13 protein-coding genes are annotated in these 18951 nt (G+C 63.7%); 8 read left to right on the top strand and 5 right to left on the bottom strand.

Translation table 11 applies throughout. The features are described 5' to 3' along the window. Positions 1-96 precede the first annotated feature (96 nt). Positions 97-384: a helix-turn-helix transcriptional regulator gene (locus ABZU25_RS04735; RefSeq protein WP_355027957.1), complete on the top strand. Its 288-nt coding sequence runs from the start codon at positions 97-99 to the stop codon at positions 382-384. A gap of 267 nt (positions 385-651) precedes the next feature. Further along, complete coding sequence (locus ABZU25_RS04740; protein ID WP_355027958.1) at positions 652-1407, top strand: LPXTG cell wall anchor domain-containing protein; 756 nt, start codon at positions 652-654, stop codon at positions 1405-1407. A gap of 94 nt (positions 1408-1501) precedes the next feature. On the opposite strand, the gene ABZU25_RS04745 is transcribed toward ABZU25_RS04740, so the two are convergent. After that, positions 1502-1822: a hypothetical protein gene (locus tag ABZU25_RS04745; RefSeq protein ID WP_355028001.1), complete on the bottom strand. Its 321-nt coding sequence runs from the start codon at positions 1820-1822 to the stop codon at positions 1502-1504. Positions 1823-1939: 117 nt separating this feature from the next. Between ABZU25_RS04745 and ABZU25_RS04750 the strand changes: the two genes are divergently transcribed. The 3 genes from ABZU25_RS04750 (at position 1940) to ABZU25_RS04760 (ending at position 6290) form a co-directional block, all read left to right on the top strand. After that, positions 1940-2257: a hypothetical protein gene (locus ABZU25_RS04750; protein ID WP_355028002.1), complete on the top strand. Its 318-nt coding sequence runs from the start codon at positions 1940-1942 to the stop codon at positions 2255-2257. Positions 2258-2433: 176 nt separating this feature from the next. Next, entirely contained in the window at positions 2434-3789 is a 1356-nt protein-coding gene (locus ABZU25_RS04755) for a hypothetical protein (protein WP_355027959.1), read from the top strand. Between the two features lie 419 nt (positions 3790-4208). Further along, positions 4209-6290, top strand: coding sequence for an MMPL family transporter (locus tag ABZU25_RS04760; RefSeq protein ID WP_355027960.1), 2082 nt, complete (start codon positions 4209-4211; stop codon positions 6288-6290). A gap of 68 nt (positions 6291-6358) precedes the next feature. Here the strand turns inward: ABZU25_RS04760 and ABZU25_RS04765 are convergent, their stop codons facing one another. Beyond that, the gene (locus tag ABZU25_RS04765) at positions 6359-9445 is read right to left on the bottom strand and encodes a DUF3427 domain-containing protein (protein ID WP_355027961.1); all 3087 of its coding nucleotides are present in this window, start codon (positions 9443-9445) and stop codon (positions 6359-6361) included. 346 nt (positions 9446-9791) lie between these two features. Between ABZU25_RS04765 and ABZU25_RS04770 the strand changes: the two genes are divergently transcribed. The 3 genes from ABZU25_RS04770 to ABZU25_RS04780 are packed head-to-tail and all read left to right on the top strand — an operon-like array spanning position 9792 to position 14058. Beyond that, positions 9792-12173 carry an ATP-binding protein gene (locus tag ABZU25_RS04770; RefSeq protein WP_355027962.1) on the top strand — a complete coding sequence of 794 codons (2382 nt, stop codon included), beginning with the start codon at positions 9792-9794 and terminating at the stop codon, positions 12171-12173. Next, positions 12170-13426, top strand: coding sequence for a hypothetical protein (locus tag ABZU25_RS04775; RefSeq protein WP_355027963.1), 1257 nt, complete (start codon positions 12170-12172; stop codon positions 13424-13426). Before ABZU25_RS04770 ends, ABZU25_RS04775 begins: the two co-directional genes overlap by 4 nt. Next, positions 13426-14058: a hypothetical protein gene (locus tag ABZU25_RS04780; protein WP_355027964.1), complete on the top strand. Its 633-nt coding sequence runs from the start codon at positions 13426-13428 to the stop codon at positions 14056-14058. The genes ABZU25_RS04775 and ABZU25_RS04780 overlap by 1 nt, the downstream gene beginning before the upstream one ends. A gap of 537 nt (positions 14059-14595) precedes the next feature. Here ABZU25_RS04780 and ABZU25_RS04785 read toward each other — a convergent pair. The 3 genes from ABZU25_RS04785 to ABZU25_RS04795 all read right to left on the bottom strand — a co-directional run bounded on the left by ABZU25_RS04785 (position 14596) and on the right by ABZU25_RS04795 (position 18921). Continuing rightward, positions 14596-16401 (bottom strand): Eco57I restriction-modification methylase domain-containing protein, encoded by a 1806-nt coding sequence (locus ABZU25_RS04785; RefSeq protein WP_355027965.1) that lies wholly within the window; start codon positions 16399-16401, stop codon positions 14596-14598. 442 nt (positions 16402-16843) lie between these two features. Beyond that, positions 16844-17407, bottom strand: coding sequence for a GNAT family N-acetyltransferase (locus ABZU25_RS04790; protein ID WP_355027966.1), 564 nt, complete (start codon positions 17405-17407; stop codon positions 16844-16846). Next, positions 17404-18921: a hypothetical protein gene (locus ABZU25_RS04795; protein WP_355027967.1), complete on the bottom strand. Its 1518-nt coding sequence runs from the start codon at positions 18919-18921 to the stop codon at positions 17404-17406. The genes ABZU25_RS04790 and ABZU25_RS04795 overlap by 4 nt, the downstream gene beginning before the upstream one ends. Between the last annotated feature and the right edge of the window lie 30 nt (positions 18922-18951).

The following is an 18951-nucleotide window of genomic DNA, read 5'->3' on the forward strand; positions in this document are numbered from 1 at the left end:
AGCTCTCGGATAACCGAGGAACTTATAGCATCGATGCTATGGGTTGGGGTAGCGTGGAGCTGGAACCAGAGGTCCGAGACTGGCTGGAGGAATCGCGTGGACTGGAATGACCTGCGCGAGCGTCGGATGGCGGAGCCAGGGGCGGCCGAGACCTACGAGGCCACTCGGATTGCCTTCGAACTTGGTCAGGAGGTGCGCCACCTGCGGGAGGGACACGGCTGGAGTCAGAGCCAGTTGGCGCGAGCCGCTGGCATGACCCAGTCCGCGGTGGCTCGCTTCGAGGCCGGCGGCACCGTGCCGACCCTGCCGGTCCTGGAGCGTCTGGCCCGGGCCCTGGATCGAAGGCTGGACGTCAGGTTCGCTTCGAACGCTGACGCGGCTTGACCGCATGACGAAATGACGGCCACTCACGCTCGCGGGATGATCGCCCGTCGTGCCGGCCATCCTCGTCCTGTCGAGCTGCCAGCAGGAAACGTTGTGCATCACGGTGCCCAAGCGCAGTTAGCTGCTGCGGTCTGCGCCTTTCTACCCGAACCCAACAAAATGCTCTAAATACTGATTTCTTATGCCTTGTGGAGTCACTGTTCCTGCTCCTCCGCCTGCTACCTGTAGCATCCCCATGTTTTGATCTACACGGGGAGGACGACACACATGCGATGGAAGATTCCGGCCGGTGCCCTAGTGGCACTGGCCTTCTTGATCCCGGCGGCACCGGCGGTGGCGCAAGCCCAATCGCCCGGGCTGAACGCGGCCTGCCAGACGGTCGAGCGCAAGGTGTACAAGGATATTCGCGAGCTTGTCACCATCGACCTGGACACCGCCACGGATCCACAGATGCGGAAGTTGGTCGTCGATCTCCTGAACGTAGCACTCGAAGAGAAGCTGCCCGTTCTGCCGGCCGTCCTTCAGCAGCGGGTGAGAGGGGGCACCCCTGAGGAGCTCCGCGATTACCTCAAGACGCTCGTCGGTCAGGACGGACACGGCGCCCCGGATTTGCAGAAACTCTGGCTGACGGATCTGCGGATCACGGTGGGCCAGACGATGACGGGCGCTGGTGCCAACGTGAAGGCAGCCGCGCAGAAGGCCCTCGACGAGGAAGCCGTCGAGCCCTACCTGGCTTACCTGAACGAGGGCCTGTACGCCGCACGCGCGCTGGACTGCGCGTCTCAGCCCACCACGACGCCGAGCGCCACGCCAAGCGCCACGCCGAGCGCCTCGCCCAGCGCCACGACGACCGTCGTACCGACCCCTGCCTCCTCCACCACCGCGGCCGGCGGCGACGGTGGCGGACTGCCGGTGACCGGTGCCGAAACCGCGACAGTGGTCGGCATTGGCGGTGCGCTGCTGCTCCTCGGCGGCGCGGTCTACCTGATCGGACGCCGACGCCGGGCCCGCTTCGTCGCATAGCGCCAACTCGACGCGCCCGGCTCGATGCTTCAACGGGCCGGGCGCGTTCGGTGCTCCTGGTTCAGCGGCTCTCCACGGGTGTGCCGCGAAAGGCTCAAGCGGCGATCGTCCGAGCGGTGGCGTACACATCAGCGGGCAGGGCGTGCTGGAGGACCTGCTCCCACACGCCACCACGATCGCCGATGCGCTGCTCGCCGCCGTCTCCCGCCGCGCGCCGCATCCACTGCGGAAGGCAGCCGCGGACCGCGCCACGCACGCCGCCCGTCGCGCCGCCGCCCGCGTCGGCGACGGCCCAACCTGGTGGCCCGCCCTGGTGATCGGCCACGAACGGCCGTCGCCGGGCATCGCCATCCTGACGGTACGTCCCTGGCGGCGGCTGCCCCACCAGCCCGGCGAGGCCATCCCGTCTGCACACCACGCCTGCCCGGCGGCTGGCGCTGGCTCTCACCGGCCAATGCCCCACGTGCCGACGGCACCGTCGAGCTGCACGTCCGCGCCGTACCCGCCGGCGCCGTCTCCCACCGCCTGGTCCATGAGGTACGCCCCGGCGAGTTGCTCTGGCTCGGCCCACCCGGCAACACCGGCCTGTGGTTGGACCCGAGGGACCGGGAACCTGCGCAATCGCCTCCGGCAGCACCTGACCGGCAACCGCGAGTCGGCGGTGCTGCACGAGCAGGTCGGCCAACTCGTCGACAGGCAGGGCACGGTGGCAACAGCGCAGGACATCGCCGACTGGCTGGGTCGCTGCGAGCTCCGCTGGCAGGAGACCGACAACCCGGAGGGTACGAAGGAAGCCCTGGTCCTGGCTCTCAAGCCCCGGTTCAATCGGCAGGTGCCGAAGCCGCGCTGATGAAGCCGGCGGAGCTGGCAGGCGGCCGACGCGTGCACAGGCTCGTGCGCCCCACCGCCCACCGTGGACGGCTGCGATAGAGCGGGCCGGGCGCTGAGGTACAGCGCCGGCAGAGTGCCCGGTACTAAGATCTCGCCTGGCCGTCGGCACGCGGCTGGCCGACACGGGGGGGTGTCATGCGGCGTCGCCAACTGCTGGCGTCCGGGATGTTCGCGGCGATCGGGCTCAGCGCCGGGGAGCTGTTGAGAGCAGCGCCGGCCGCCGCCGAGGTGGCCCTGCTGAAGAGCGTCGGCGTCCAACTGCCGGTGAACGACCTGCGGGCGATCGAGCTCGACGAGGCGCGCGGCCGCCTGTACGTCGCACAGGGGGTTGGTGGCGCACTGCCGCTGGTGGTGACCGACCTCGACGGCCGCCTGCTGTCCCGGGTCACTGCCGTCGCTGACATCTCCGACCTTGTCCTCAGCGACGACGGACGCATCCTGTACGCGGCCCAGGGCTTCAACCGGATCATCGCGTTGGACGCCGCCACGCTCACCATCATCGCCAGCTATCCCGCACCCCTCGGCGCCCACCTGTACACGGTCGAACCGACCGGCGAGAAGGTCGTCGGCGGGTTCATCGACGCCGGCATCGGCTCCGGCGGTCTGCTGGTCTGGTCGGCGCCCGGAACCCCGCCGGTGGTCTACACCGCGGGCCCCAACTACCACCCGATCATCGACGCCAGCCCCGGCGCGCCCGGTCTCCTCGTCGCCGGCGACACCGGGTATTCGCCCGTCACCACCTACGTCATCGACGTCTCCGGTGACAGCCCGACGATCGTCGCCCAGCGGGACTACACCGGCAGCAACCTCATCGACTACGCCGTGAGCCCGGACGGCACCGAAGTGGTGGAGACGGTGGGCAGCCCGTACGAGCACCACTCGTACCGGCTGCCGGATCTCGCCGACGCCAACGTCTATCCGAGCGGCGTCTATCCGCAGGACGCCGCCTGGTCCGGGAACGGCTCGACCGTCGCTATCGGCCGTGCCTCGACCGCCACCGGTGACGCCGATGTCTACCTCTACGCCAAGGGCAGCACGGTCCCGACGTACGCCGTCGACTTCCGCAGCGACGACAGCCTCTGGGAGGGCACGTTGCTGGTGAACCGGGACGGCACCCGGGCCTGGGCGGTCACCTCGACCGACGCCTACCAGGAGACTCAGCTGCTGCACTCCTTCGGGCCGGCGCACCCGCCGACGCCGCCGGTCACCGACCTGGCTGTCACCGCCCAGGTCGGAGCCGGCAAGGACAAGCAAATCGCGCAGCTCACCGTGACCTGGAGCTCGCCCATCGGTGACGACAACTACTGGTGGATCACCGCGTCGACCAACGGCGGGGCCGAGCGGGAGTTCTGGCGCAGCAAACTGGACGTCAGCGGCAGATACACCCTCACCTACTCGCTGCCTCGCGGCACCACCACCTTCACGGTCCGGTACCGCGACTACCACCAGTTCTACCCGGACGGCTACGCGACCGCGACGCTGCAACGATGAGGGCGCCGGTTCGGCCGCGCTGTCCGCTCCTCCGCTAGGGCGTACTGCCGCTGCTGCTCGCAATCGGTGTTGCCGGTTGCGCCGAGTCCGATGCTGCCGGTGCCGGCACCGCATGGGCCACCCCGGATCTGTGCCTTCCCCACCGGGGCGCTCCTGCCGACGGTCGAACGCGGCGATCGCGGGACGGCTGACACCTGAAACTCCCGCAGCCCCTGACGGCCAAGCATCCGAAAAGGGGTGGCGGGCGACTGTAGTCTGCACAGCGGGTAGCGAAGACCACCCGGAAGAGTGATTGGGTGCGCGTCCTGGGCGCTCCAGGGCCAGACGACTGTGGTGTCGAACGCACGGGGGGAACCATGTTCGAGCGGCTGGGCAGATTCGTTGTGGGCAGAGCGTGGTGGGTTATTGCTGGGTGGGTGGTGGCGGCAGCCGCCATCATCCTCACCACACCATCGCTTAGCGACATCACCTCAGCGGATCAGGAAAGCTTCCTGCCCCGCTCGTACGAGTCCGTGCAGGCGACCGAGCTCGGGCAGAAGGCGTTTCCGCAGCAGGCCACAGCGACCGCTGTCATCGTGGTCAAGCGCGCCGACGGGCAGAAGCTCACGCCCGCGGACGAGGCGACGGTGGGTAAGCTCGCCCAGGCGCTCAAGGCCAAGAACATCCCGCACACGTCCGGCTACCAGACCGGTCCGCAAGCGGTGGCGCCGGACAAGTCGGTGCAGATCGTCAACGTCGGGCTTGACGCCCCCACCCCCGACGACCCGACGCTGCTCGACGCCGTCCGCGATCTGCGGGCGGACATCGGCCCGGAGTTGGCGAACAGTGGACTGACCGCGGGCGTGGCCGGTGACGTGGCGAGCTTCGTCGACAACGAGGACACCTTCAACAACGCCTTCGCCGTGGTCGGCATCGCGACGATCATCCTGATCATCGGACTGATTCTGATCATCTTCCGCAGCCCCATCGCCGCGCTGCTGCCCGTTGTGGTCGTCGGTGTCGTCCTGAGCATCACGACGGGTCTCGTCGCCGCAGCAGGCAAGGCATTCGACCTCAGTGTCAGCCAGGACCTGCAAACGATCCTGCTGATCGTGCTGTTCGGCATCGGCACCGACTACATCCTGTTTCTGCTCTTCCGCTACCGGGAACGGCTGCGCGCCGGCGACGACAAGCGCACCGCGATGATCGTCACCGTCCAGCGGGTCGGCGAGGTCATCACCTCGGCCGCCGGAGCGGTAATCGTCGCGTTCCTCGTGCTGCTCCTCGCCTCCCTGGGCTTCTTCGGCTCACTCGGCCCGGCGCTCGCGATCGCCGTCGGCGTCATGCTTGTCACCTCGCTCACCCTCGTCCCGGCGGTCGTCTCGCTGCTCGGCCGGTACGTCTTCTGGCCGTCGAAGGCGTGGCAGCGTACGCCCAAGGCCACCATCTCGCACCGGCTCGGCACCATCGTCGGGCGTCGGCCGGCACTCGTCGCGGCGATCTCCGGCATCATCCTTGTCGCGCTCGCCGCAGGCGTGCTGAGCTACAAGGCCGACTACGACTTCAGCGCCGGCTTCCCGCAGGACACCGAGTCGGCGAAGGCCGCGCAGGATCTCCAGCGCGGGTTCGCCGCCGGTGCGCTCGCCCCCACCGAGGTCTACCTGACCACAAGTAACGGGTCACAACTGACCGAGCAGCAGGTCAACGAGTTCGCCGCGGCCATAGCGAAAGCCCCGGGTGTGGGCCAGGCGCAACCCCCGGAGCGCAGCACCGACCCGAGTGTGGCCCGGGTCAATCTGCTGCTCAACGAGAATCCGGTCTCCAACAAGGCGATCAACCTTGTCCGCGAGGACCTGCGCGATGCCGTACACGCGTCGGCCCCGCCCGGCACCCGGGCGCTGGTCGGCGGGACCACCGCGATCTTCGCGGACATCAACTCGGCGAACAACCGCGACCTATCGGTGATCCTGCCGGTCGCAGCCGGCCTGATCGCGCTCATCCTCGCGCTGCTGCTGCGCAGCCTTGTGGCGCCGATCTACCTGGTGATCGCGGTGCTGCTCAACTTCGCCGCCACACTTGGCGCCACCGTCTACCTCTTCCAAGGGCTACAGGGCGAGCCCGGTGTCACCTTCCAGTTGCCGATCATCCTGTACCTCTTCGTTGTGGCGATCGGGACCGACTACAACATCCTGATGATCGCCCGACTACGCGAGGAAGCGCGGGAAGGCAACGAACCACACGAGGCCGCCGCCATCGGTGTGCAACACGCCGGCCCAACCGTCGCGGCAGCCGGACTGATCCTGGCCGGCACGTTCGCGGTGCTGCTGCTCGCGCCGATCTCCTTCCTCCAGCAGATGGGCTTCGCGGTGGCGATCGGCATCGTGCTGTCGGCGTTCGTCATGTCGATGTTCTTCGTCCCGGCGCTGACCGCGCTGATCGGGCACAAGGCGTGGTGGCCGGGCCACGGCGACGAGCGGCCGGCCGGCGGGCGACACGCCCGCGCCGTCGACCAGCCGAGCTAGCGGAACTGCGCCGGCAGGAGACGAACCGAATACCGCTCGACCACCCCCGACCCGCCGCCGGAGCAGCACTAGGCGGCGATCGTGCGGGCGGTGGCGTAGACGTCTGCGGGTAGGGCGTGGTCAAGCCGCCAGAGGATCCGCATCGGCCGGCCGCCGGTGTGCGATTCGTATGTCATCGCGCCGGCGTAGAGGTACGCCGGCGCGCCCAGGTCCCGGTCGGCGATCCGGGTTTCCCGGACGAAGAGGTGCACTGTCGAGTGACCGGACGTGTAGCGCTGCCCGGTCACCGACGCCGCCGAGGTGGTGCTCTGCGACTCCCACTGGAACAGGCTGCTTGTGATGGCCCGGTCGGCGTACATGGTGGTGGGGGAGTAGTGGGCCTCCGACTTGACAAGGGTGACGAAGAACAGGTCGGCACCCGCGTCGGGGAGCCACTTCACCCCCTCGCGTAGCGAGCCCGGGTTCGTCATCCCGAAGGCGGCACATGCCTCGTTGCGGCTGTACCGGGCGTGCACCCGCAGCGGCACCGCCCCCGCGGCGAGCGTGGGTGTGACCCGGTGGATGCGGTCCCGCAGCACCTCGGCGACCTGCCGCAACTCGACGCAACGCGCCGGCTCCTTCCACAGCCGTGCCAGCCGTTCGTCCCGCGTTGCCAGCGGGGCGTTCGGCCCCCAGAGGCTGAAGTGCAGCATGTCCAGCAGTGGACCGTTGCCCGCGTACACCTGCTGACCTGGCGCGGGCGGTCCGGCCGCGACCCGGGTCAGCAGCTCCAGCCGGTCTACGTCGTCGGTGTGCAGCATGCGGCCGATGGCCCGGCCCAGGTCCCGGTCATCCGGGCCGGGCGCGGACGTCTCGATGCCGGCGAGCCGGCGCAGGCCGGTCCAGCCGCCGACGCTGGCCGAGCGGTACACGTCCTCGATCTCCAGACCGGTCTCGCGCAGGAACGTCGTCAGGCTGACGTCACCGAGTTGCCGCAGCTCGGACACCAGTCCGGCCTTCGAGGTGGGCAGGGCGCTCTTCAGGTTGGCGAGCACTATCTCCTTCGCCACCCGGTCCAGCTCGACGTGGCAGCCGCTCGGCAGCCTCGGAAAGTCGTCGCGGACCGCCTCGGTGATCTCCCGTCGACTCACCCCGGTCAGGGCACGCCACCGCAGGTCGAAACGGAAGTTGGCGTGCTGCCCGCCGATGAGGTCGAGCACCGTGAGGCAGGGCTTGTCGTCGTCGAGGCGCAGGCCACGGCCGAGCTGTTGCAGGAAGATCGTGGCGCTCTCGGTGGGCCGCAGCATCAGGATCGTGTCGACCATCGGCAGGTCGACGCCCTCGTTGAACAGGTCCACTGTGAAGAGCACCCGCAGCTTGCCGGCCTTGAAGTCCCGCAGTAGCCCTTTTCGCGACGTGCGGTCGACTCCTGAGGTCACCGCCGCCGCCTCGACACCGTGCTTCCTGAACCACTCGGCCATGAACTCGGCGTGCCCGATGCTCACGCAGAACCCGAGCGCCCGCATCCGCCCGATGTCGACCTTGTCGCTTACCGCGCGCAGCACCGACCGCGCCCGCGCGTGGTTGCCGGTGTAGACGACGTCCAGGTCCGCCGGGACGTAGCCTTGGCCGCGCTTCCAGGCGAGGTGCGACAGGTCGACGTCGTCGTGCAGCCCGAAATACTGGAACGGCGCCAACAACTGCCGCTCCAACGCGTCCCACAGGTGCAGCTCGACAGCCGCGCGGCCGTCGAACCACCGGCGCACGTCGCCGCCGTCAGCCCGGTCGGGAGTCGCCGTCAGTCCCAGGAGTACGCGGGGACGCAGCCGCTCCAACACCCGCGTGTACGTCGGTGCCTCCGCATGGTGGAACTCGTCGACGATCACCATGTCGTACGCCTCGGGGTCCACCTCCCGGCGATGCAGCGACTGGATGGAGGCGAAGACGTGCTTCCAACCGTTCGGCCGCTCGCCCGCGACGAGCGTCTCACCGAAGCTGCCATCCCCCATGACCTGCCGGAACGTCGACAGGCTCTGCCGCAGGATCTGCTCCTGATGAGCCACGAAGAGCAGCGAGTCTGCCCGTCCCGCCTTGTTCAGGCGGCGGTAGTCGAGGGCCGCGACAACTGTCTTGCCGGTGCCGGTCGCCATCACCACCAGGTTGCGCCAACGCCCGTGCACCAGCCGCTCGGCGTCCAGGTCGGCCAGGATCTCGGCCTGATAGGGGTACGGGCGCACGTCCAGGTTCGAAATCTCGATGGGTGCCTGGTCGCGGCGCTCCCCGCTCAACGCGTGCCGTAGCCGCTCGGCATCTCGGGTCGCGTCGTACGCCTCGAACGCCGGATCGTTCCAGTAGTCCTCGAAGGTCGCAGTGAACGTGTCGATGACGTGCGGCTGCTCCATGTTCGAGATGCGGACGTTCCACTCCACGCCGTCCACCAGCGCGGTCTTCGACAGGTTCGACGAGCCGACGTACGCGGTAGTGGTGCCGTTCGACCGGCGGAACAGCCACGCCTTGGCGTGCAGGCGGGTGGTCCTCGTCTCGTACGAGACCTTGATCTCTGCGCCCAGTTCGGCGAGCCGGTCCAGCGCTCGTTGATCGGTGGCGCCGAGGTAGGTCGTGGTGATGACGCGGACCCTGCCGCCTCGGGCGATCAGCTCGCGGATGGCCGGCTCGACGATGCGCAGGCCGTACCACTTGATGAACGCGCAGAGCAGGTCGACGTGGTCGGCCGAGGCCATCTCGTGGTTGACCTCGTGGCCGATGCGGGGCTGGTGGCGACCGTTTACCAGTAGCGCGCCGGTGGAGAGGGGAGTGGTGGGGCGCTGCGGGAATGCTGGTGGCGCGGGAGGGGTTGGCGGGGCGGCGATGGCGTGGAGCAGGTGCTTGGCGTCGGTTACCTGGTCCTGCTCTGTTGCCGCCTTTGGGCTGAGGGCGGCGATGGCTTCGGCGATCTGGTTCGCCATCTCGACCTGGTGGTGGAGCTTGTCGTCGCCGTTGGGGACGGACTGGAGGGCTCGGACGGCCAGGACGGCGATGTGCCGGGCGAGGGTGTGGTGGGCGTCGGCGGGATCGAGGGCACCGTGCTGGACTAGCGAGCGATCCAACTGGTGCAGGCGATCGGCTAGTTCTTTGGTAATGAGGTGTTCGAAGATGCCCGGCCAAAGCGCTGCCACCCGATTACGTTAACGGCAGGCTCTGCGACGTGCAATTGATGCGCTGTCGGCTAGCTGACAGATGAGGCTGAACCGCCCCTAGCAGCTTGCCAAGCCACTGCATATCACTTGAGCGGCGTCATCACAACGCCGGAGAGACGGGCTCGGGTGTTCCTTGAAGACGGAGTTAGCCCGAGTAGCGGGCTCCCGTGTTCGCTTCCCGCGATGTAGCCTCCAGACGTTGCCCAGACAACTCGGCGGGGCATAGACCGCACGGCAGGCCTCCCGTCGGGTGCACGCAGGGGTTCCTATCAAGGAGGTGAGGTCCGTTCCCGGGTTCACCGTCGATACTCACCTTTTACGCGAGTTGGGTGAGCTGCTTGTAGGGCGAGCCAGCACGGCTCTTCTAGAGCTTATCAAGAACGCGTATGACGCCGATGCGTCGGACGTGATACTCCATGCCCAGAATATTGATTCGTCGAACGGATTACTTCAGATCGTCGACAATGGCAACGGTATGACTTACGAGCGCTTCAACAGCGCCTTCTTGAGGATCGCCGGTCGGGACAAGGAGGGCGCAACTCGGCGATCACCCAGATACGGCCGACGTTACACGGGGCAGAAGGGAATCGGTCGGCTTGCTGCTCACAAGCTCGCATCGACCCTAAAGGTCGTGAGTGTCCCTTGGCCAGAAGTCAACGCAGAGTCGGGTCGCTCGGGGGTATCGGCTTTTCTTGACTGGGACGTGATTGAGGAGCAAGACACTCTAAACGATCTTCAGGCGGGCATTCACGTTGAGCGGTTGGGCATCCCATCGACCCCTCAAAATAGGGGAACTTCGATAGAGCTTGGTCGCCTCCGTGTAAAGTGGACGAGTCCTCAGCTAGCGGCCTTCGTAGGAGAACTACGGACGGCCCAGCCCCCTCCTGCGCTTACGGACGCAAATTGGTTACCAGGCGCTATCGTCGGCGAGCGAATTATTGATCAACCTCTCGTGCGAGACGCCACACAATCGAACGACCCCGGATTCAATGTAACCTATAGCGGCGATCTCGATGTCGGCGACGATTTTTGGGATCAAGCAGGATCGAACTTCCAATGGCTGATCGAGATAGATAGTCTCGGTGATGTCGTCAAATACAAGATTTCGCCCCTCCAATCTTATGCGAAGCAAGAACCCGAAGCTAAACCGTACTATTTCGAGAAACCCAATGTTGGACCGGATAAGTGTCGATTCCAAGCTCGCATCTTCACGAATCCAAACTCATCCACAAGGCGGGGGCCGTTGGCGGGGTTTGTCCAGTCCAATAGTGGGGTCCGTGTCTACCTGGAAGGCTTTCGGGTACTCCCCTATGGGGAGCATGGAAACGACTGGCTTGGCCTTGATCGTGATTATCGGAGTGGACCGCGCTTTTATAAAATCGACATAGATCAGAAGGCAAGCGACGCTCTCGAGGAGGACAAGAAAGAAGCCTTGAGTGCCACAAGTAATATAGGATACTTCGGCGCTGTATTCCTTACGGAAGAAAACAGTCGAGGACTCAAGAGTCTTGTTAATCGGGAAGGGTTTGTACCTAATGAGGCGTTTTCGTCATTGGTGGACCTTGTCCGCACCGGGGTTCAGCTTGGCGTAAGAGTCCGTCGGGCGGTCGCAAATCTTGTCACGGAACGTGAACGGGCCAACGCAGCAGCGGAGACGGAGGCGACCGACAATGAACTGCGGTCAGCGCCCTCGCAACCGGTTTCACGTGAACGTTCTAGCGGGAATAAGAACGAAGGTGATCAGGCGGGTTCGGGCCCGGAGCCAGACGCCGCTCAGCCAAAGCCCGGCCGTCAATCTGATGTTCTAGCTCCGCTCGTAATAAATCTAAGGGCGGAGGTGATTATCGATAATGCGCGCGCAGTTGCCGCCAGGCTACGCTCCTTGGAATATCCCCTTGCCGAAGCCGATGAATTAAACACGCTGCTTTCCGGCTTCCGAGTTGCGCAGTCCGAGCTAGACCGCTTGCAAAGCCTGCAGCCAGACCTTCGGGTTCTAGCGAGCGTCGGCCTTCAGCTAGGCGCTTTTGTGCACGATGTGAATGGCATGTTGGGGCAAGCAAGCACTGTCCGTCAACTCTTAAACCCTCTCCTTTTGGACCCAGAATTATCGAGGAGCGGGGGACAGCGAGTGAGGCGAGTTGTTAAGGCACTTGATGAACTGACCCATTCGCTCTCCCGGCAGAGTAGCTATCTTACGGACGTGCTCGTTGCCGACCCTCGCCGGCGCCGCTCTCGGCAAAAATTAAAAGAGCGCCTCGCAGTTGTAGAGCGATTGCTTCACGACCAACTAGCTAAACGGCATGTAGTCCTTGAGGACAAGCTTGGGGAAGATCTGCTCACCCCTCCCATCTTCCCGGCAGAAATGGGCGTCCTCTTAACTAACCTCCTCACGAACGCCGTTAAGAATGCTGGTTCACCGGGAAGAGTCTTCGTTGACGGCAGGCCGTTGGGACGCAAGGGCGTAACACTCCTAATTCACAACACGGGTGTCGCGGTGGATCTGGGCGAAGCCAACCGCTGGTTCCTGCCTTTCGAGACAACGACAACAGAGGTCAACGAAGTCCTGGGACAGGGTCTCGGCCTGGGGCTTCCAATTACCAAAGCCTTAGTTGAGGACTACCGCGGCGAGATCAGTTTTGTAGAGCCGCCTGCTGGTTACGCCACCAGTATTCGCGTAGATCTGCCTGACCCCCAGGAGCGCCGATGAGCGAAAATAGTACGTCAAGTTTTTCCGAAGGAGCAGAGCCGCGGGCTCCGTTGGTACTTATTATCGATGACGAGGACCAGACACCATTTTCGGAGGTATTGCAAGACTTGGGCGTCGATGCTGTTTATCTGGCTCCCGATGACTTGGAAGAATCTCTCCTCCATCAGGCCGCGACTGTCGTCGTAGACCAGTACCTTGACCATTGGCCAGGTCGCAACAAGGAGTCGGTTCCGTTAGCGCTACGAGTCCCGGACGGTCTGAGTCTTGCATCTGTCCTAAGGTCGCGCGTCGAAGGTAGCGGTGATCGGCAGGGACCACCTCAGAGTGCCGTGTCGTTCGTCCTAAGGACCGGCGAAGTCGAAACGATAGGTGCCGGGCTGCCATCCGCCGCCAGACAGCACCTGCTGGCGGCGCAGTACAATTTAGAATGGGTTTTTGAAAAGGGTAGCGTGCCGGTAGCGGACACTCCGTCAACGGCACAAAGGATTGCCGAGTTGGCGCGCGCCACTGCAAGTTTGCCGGACGACTGGAGCGCAGGAACTGGCGATCCAGGTATTAAATGGCTCCGACTGCCAGACGCGGAGTGGACCGACGACGCTCGGTGGCAGGTGGAACAATGTAGGCCACCGCAGCATGTAGTTGCGCAGCGGACCGCAGGTAGGGCGTGGCTCCGGTGGTTTCTACAGCGAGTATTGCCGTATCCGACTTTCCTTGTTGATGTACAAAAAGTTGCTGTCATGTTTGGCATAACGGTCAGCGCTGCCGAAGAGGTTCTCTCTTCTTCTACTAAGCTCGGTCACCTACTTGAGGAAGCTCGATACAACGGGCCACTTAATTCTTTTATGGGCAAGCGTTGGTGGCGAGCGGGAGTCAGTTTTGTTATAGAACGAATACTGGCCGAGCATGATTTGGACGATGACCCTGATCCGGAGACAATTGCTGCCGTGGCTGCCACGATCCACGGCAGCAAGCTCGAACGGCTGTCCGTGCCGGACCCTGTTCTTGAGATCGGGTCCGATTATTCTACAGCGCGACAGCCGATTAGCGCGAAGGATGCGGTCAGACTACAGCCAGATGACTGGCCTCCGTATGCAGACGAGGCGTGGGCGAGCCGTAGCCGGCTGAACGGTGATGACCCTGAGTTGCTGGCACTGGTCGTTTCGACGGATAGATGGCGTCTGCACTCTCCGCCCTCTGATTCTCTGAATGACGACGATCGTGCGTCCGGCGTTCTTTCGGAAGGTGGGCAGTGATGAGCCAGCTTGGCTATCGAACAGCGCTGGCAGTGACGAAGGACGGGGAGTACGTTGCTGATACTGGTCCTCTTCTCTGCTTAGGTTACTCGAAGCAATTGAGGGACCACGTTAAGCGCCGATGGGGGCGGAAGACTCACTGGGTAGATGCGGTCCGCCAGGAGTTGGCGCTCCATGCGAAGAAGTACGATGCAAAAGGGCGAGCAGCACAATACTTCGGGGGGACGGCTGCTCGATGGTTGGTCGACGCGCCCCCTGTGGACGATGCGGATATTCCGAAGCTCAATGCTCTACTTGCCCGCCTCAAAGCGTTGGAGCTCGAGAAATCCGCGATCACAGGCCGAAGGGTGAAGACCGGTTCTAAGGCGAATCTGGGTGAGGCGGAGAGCATTTTATTTGCTTGCCAGCAAGGGCACACACTTCTTGCCCACGATAATGACGCTAAAAAAGTGGCCCGGGAGGTCGGGGTTCCCGCCGGTACGGTAGTTGACCTGGCGAGGTGGTTGGTAGCTCAGGGTGCAAATGTTGCCGAGCTAGGCCAGTCACTATTGGATCTTCAGGCGACGGATATCGACTCCGGGGAGCGGATCAGCGGGGTCTTGGACCTTGTGCCACGCCAGAGACGGTTCTGATCTCAGGCCGAGTATCGAAATAGGACGATAGCACGCTCGATGCTTCGTCTGTGCTTCTCGGCATAAGGCGTGCGATGGTCGCGGCATCAACTTCATTTATGGACAGTAATGATCGCCGGAGATACATGTACCACGCCTTCGGTTGTTTTATGGCTTCCAGCTCGTGGGCGGTTTCGCTGAGGTCCAACCCGTGCTGAAGCTTCGTCAGATGGGTAATTCGAATTCCAGCGTAGGTTATGAATTGGTGACGTGCTATCTCAAGCGGACGGTCGAAGGCTGATACATTTGTAGTCAGTGTGGCTGAGCCGACGATTTGCCCGCGATGCCGCGTCGGATTGTGCCAAGCGCCTCGAGTAATATAGAGGAAAAGCTCATCACCTGGCTTTAGTGCTCGGGCCTCGCGGCGGGCGGCGGCAGCGGTGAAAGCTATCTGGTGATGTGTGAGTACCCAGCGAATCGCTTCCCTCTCGTTTAGTATCACGATGAATGAACTGCGGCTCAAATCCAACCTCCCGTCATTGTAAGTTGCGGGGCCCATTAATCTGTCGACGCCGTGAACTGCCAGCTATTGTTGTCTGACGATGGCAATTCTTCTGGCACCTCGAGTGTCCGGAGAGACTTCGGCTCGATCTTCGAAGATCCGCCTTGGTACTCGCGCGCAAGTGCCCTGAGGGATGCTTGGCCGGTTTCCCCCATTAGCCAGGCCGCTAAATTCCTTGCCGTCCACGGCGCAACGTCGTTCAGGTAAATTCCGTAGAGGTTGTTGCTGCCAACTACCTGCGCCTCGTTAACGATGATGCGGTGCATTTTTTTGCCTACGGGGGCCAAGAAAATATCGGGAGGCTTGACATACTCCACAGTATGCCATTCACGTCGCTTCAGGGCGAGATGTGTAAGGTGTACCTCGGCCTTAATCCCTTCGTCAAGGTAGGACTCCAGCGCCCCCGCTTGGGCGCTATTCCAGCTGTTGAGGTCTAGCAACCAGCAAGGTAGGCCGTTGATCCGCAGCGCTTCGTGTGCGGCCATCGTCAGAATGGGGCCAGGGCAGTGAGCTGCTTTCACGATGGCCGGACGCAATGCCGTTGTCGTTAGGTGTTTCTCTGCTCGTGTTTGGTCACTGAGAAAAAAGAAACTGTTTCGCCCTGTTGCAACTCCTCGACGGATAGTGGCGACACTGCCTAGGCTGAGGACGTTGCGCTGTCGGGGTTTCTTGTTGTTGCCGAGGAACCGTGTGAAGGTCGCTGGGCAGGACGAATTTCTAAGCGGACGCACCTCGGCCCGCCGCCTAACTGTTGGTGCGGCACCTTCGTTGCAAAGATCGACAGATCTCACTATGAAGGGCTGCTTCGACCGACGTTCCGGTCCAACTGATAGCATCATTGCTGTTACCTGAGTCCCGGGGAAAACCTCCACTTGGCTAGGGAACGAGTCAAGCTCGATTCGTCTCCGTTGTGAATGCCATAGCCATTCACGGATCTCCCGTCCATATCGAGTTTCTAGCCATGACCCGGGAAGCAGAAGGACCATGCTGTCGTTAGTCTGGAGCTTGCTCAAGCTTGCCGCGACGAAATAGGCGGAAAGTCCCGCCAGGCCGCTAGTGATTAGCGCTCCGGCTGCAGTTCTCGCGGCCGCTTTGCCTACTTCGGTCATTTGCTGATGCCTAGTATAGGGCGGATTTCCGAGTATCAGCCTTGGCCCTGTCGTTTGTGGCCAATGGGTGTCTAGCCATGACAGGTAATCCCCGTGGATCAACTCCACTCCCGCATTTTGAGATTTGTTTGCCTGAGAACGACCTTCGACCGCTATCCGCGTAGCAAGTAGACCGAGCGTGACAACATTGAGATCGACCGATAACACTCGAGCGTTAGGCCAAGCGTCGTGCGCGGCCGTCGTGAAAGCCCCCACTCCCGCTCCTGGATCAATGACGGACGCCAACTGTCTGTGGCTGATGTCCTTCGCTTGATCGACCATATAGGTGACGATAGGCGGCGGTGTGAAAAATGTGCCAAGACGGCGCCGATTCGGCCCACTGACTAACTGCTCGTATACCTTTGCTAAGAGGTCTGCTTCTTTTGCAAATATCGCCTCTTTGGCCGCCGAAGCTATCCCGGACGCTAACTTGGTGTCCGGGGTGTTGGCCCAGAGAGTCAACGCCGCCGGCCAACCGCTAAGGGCATCCGGAGCTAGGGCCTTTGCTACTGCTCCTAAAGTGGCTAGCCGTTGAAGCTCCTCCGAAGATGCTCCTGGGACCATCTCTGCTGGCAGCGGTGTGGTCTTGTTGATATCGATCCAGCGGACAAGCTCTGCTGTGAGGCTTGAGAGACTGCTTGCAAGGCGCGGCACGCCGTCAGCGTAGACTATGAAAGAGTAACTCATAGTCGCGCAACGAGCCCGTTCCGTGTTCTTCCTGCTTGTGAAGCGTATCTGGCTGCGTTTATCGCAGAACGCTCCGTGAATCACGTTCCGTCTGAGGGTAATGCCGGAGCCCTCCCATCCTGCCGCCGGCGCGGATCGAGTTCTCGGCCGGGTAAGAGGCACCTCAGGTGACCGGGTGTTTTCAAGAGGTTCGACGTAACCAGGGCCGGTGCGCTCGGCCGCTCCTGTTCGTCGGCCTGGCGGCCCGCACCGTCCGCTGCCGGTGTCCCGGCCCAGTCGCTGTACCGGGGACAGTCGTCTGCGTCAGCAGCCATCTCACGGCCAAGGTTGGCGTCGTCCGCTGACCTCGTCGATCCCTTCATTGAAACAAGTCTGCGTCCCTTACGTCCCGTGTCACTCGCCACCGCAGCTACTCCATTGGATGAGGACGAATCTCTGCGGCGATGCGAACCAAGACATCGAAGACTGGTGCCCCCTCCCAGTTCGGCCGGAGCTTGGTGACTCCGTTCCAGCCCCAGGAGTGGTACGCCGCCTGAGCCGGGAGATTATCGGGACGAACCAATAGCGTCGTTCGCGTCTCAGTTCTGCTAGCGACGAAGTCATCGTGTAATGCCCTCGCGACGCCCTGACGCCGCCATGCGGGATGTACCAGCAGTTCGCTGAGCGCGAAGGTTCGCTTCCCGTTCTCCTCGGTGAACGCGGGCGGCACAGGATCCTGGATGCCGTCCCACCAACGAGTGTTATGCGGCAAAGGAAACCCATAGATGTAAGCGACCAGGGTCCCGTCGGCCGTTGCGGTGACTAGCTCCCATCCAGTCCGCTGCATATGCAGATCGAGCTGGCGGCGGTAGCGGTCCTCGCCGTAGAACTCGCCGCCGCCCGTGTAGACCTCCAGGTAGAGGTCCACTAGCTGATCGAGAAGCCTTTCAGCCTCCTTGGCGCTGTGATGGCGGAGCTGCAATCCCTCGATCATCCAACCACCGCCTGGTCGTAGGCGTTGACGAACTGTCGCGTCGCCGTGGTTGCCTGCCGCAGCGCCGCCAGGTTCGCGCGCATCTGCGCAAGGTGCCGGCTAATCCGCCCCGAGTTCATCTGGCTTACCGCGGGCAGGACGTCCAGCGCGATGCGCGCTGCCTCGTTGACGTCGCCCTGCTGATATGCCGCTTCGGAGAGGTGCACGGTGTAGTAGACCTGGTTGCGGCGATGACCCGGCGACGGATTGGCGATGATTGCGCGGAACGACTGAGCGGCACGGTCGGGCCGGTCCAGCGCGAGGTAAGAAAGCCCCTGGATGCCGTTCACTTCTTGCTCGTTCACGAAGTCCACGAACCCCAGATCATCCTCGTGCGGTCCGCGCTCCAACTCGCGGCGAGCCTTGGTCATCTCCCGACTGAACCCACTCGTGTCCGTGAGTACGGCGTAGGTGTGCGCCCTGCGCAGATGTAAGAGCGTGGTGAGTCGAGGTGTCGCCCATCTGGCCGAGACGCGTAGCGCGGCTTCGGCGCAGTGCAACGACTCGCCGGGCTGACTGTCGCGGAGCAGCATAGACAGCTGGGTCAGGGCCTGTACTTCCATACGAGGGTCGTCGGCGATGCGGGCGCGGGTTATGGCTTCGTTCAGGTACGGCCTGGCTTCGGGCCTGCGTTCAGCATCGGTAGCGAGCCATGCGGCTTGGATGCCGAGGTCAGCCAGGGCACTTTGAAGGGCATCGCCGACTTCTCGGCTGTAGTTGGCCTTGGCTGCCCACGCTGACAGCCTGGCATGCGCCTGGACGGCGACGTCGCAGAGTCGGTCGGCACCAGCTGCCGCATCGGCTCGGCGGAAGTCTTGAACCAGCGAACTGGCCAGTCGGACCTGTTCCATGCCAATGTTCCTGGGAACCTCGGCAGGGCCTGTGAGCAGGTGAGAGTGGCCGGCAGCGGCGAGTCCCGCCAGCGCGGCCATTGCGTTGAAGCGTCGCCGGTCCGTAGCGCCACCCCCTTCGGTTGATGCCCCCTCCACGGTAACCGCCATGGATGGCAAATCGTCCCGCTCAGTTACCTCGCTGTCACCATAAGGTTCGTCTGCTCTGCCCTTCGCGGCACTGACGTCCGGTCGATAAGGCTGGTCCGGGAGACCGAACCAAAGGCAGGAGGCTGGTACCCCGACGAGCTGTGCCCAGTGCGCCAGCCGGTCCAGGTGCACCAGCGGCGGGCCGTTCTCCACCCGACTCAACTGCGCCTGCGTGATCCCCAACCACCCCGCCACCACGGTCTGCGGCAACGCGACCCGACCGTGGTACGGATGGCAGCGATACGCCCGGATCACCCGCCCCAGATGCCGCTCGGCCAGTGCCAGTCGCACCGGCTCGTGCTCCCAGAAGCTCGCCGGCACAGTTGGCGGCGCGCTCAATCGATCCCGCTCGGCGGCCTGGCACGGCGTACACCGTCCGCTGTCGTTGTCCCGGGCCAGCCGTCCGCCGCATCGGGGGCAGGTTTCGTGGGTCACCGGCGGCTCCGTCCGTCTCGCCTCATCGAG

The organism is Micromonospora sp. NPDC005215 (assembly GCF_040607915.1).
In the GTDB taxonomy this organism is placed as follows: Bacteria; Actinomycetota; Actinomycetes; order Mycobacteriales; family Micromonosporaceae; genus Micromonospora.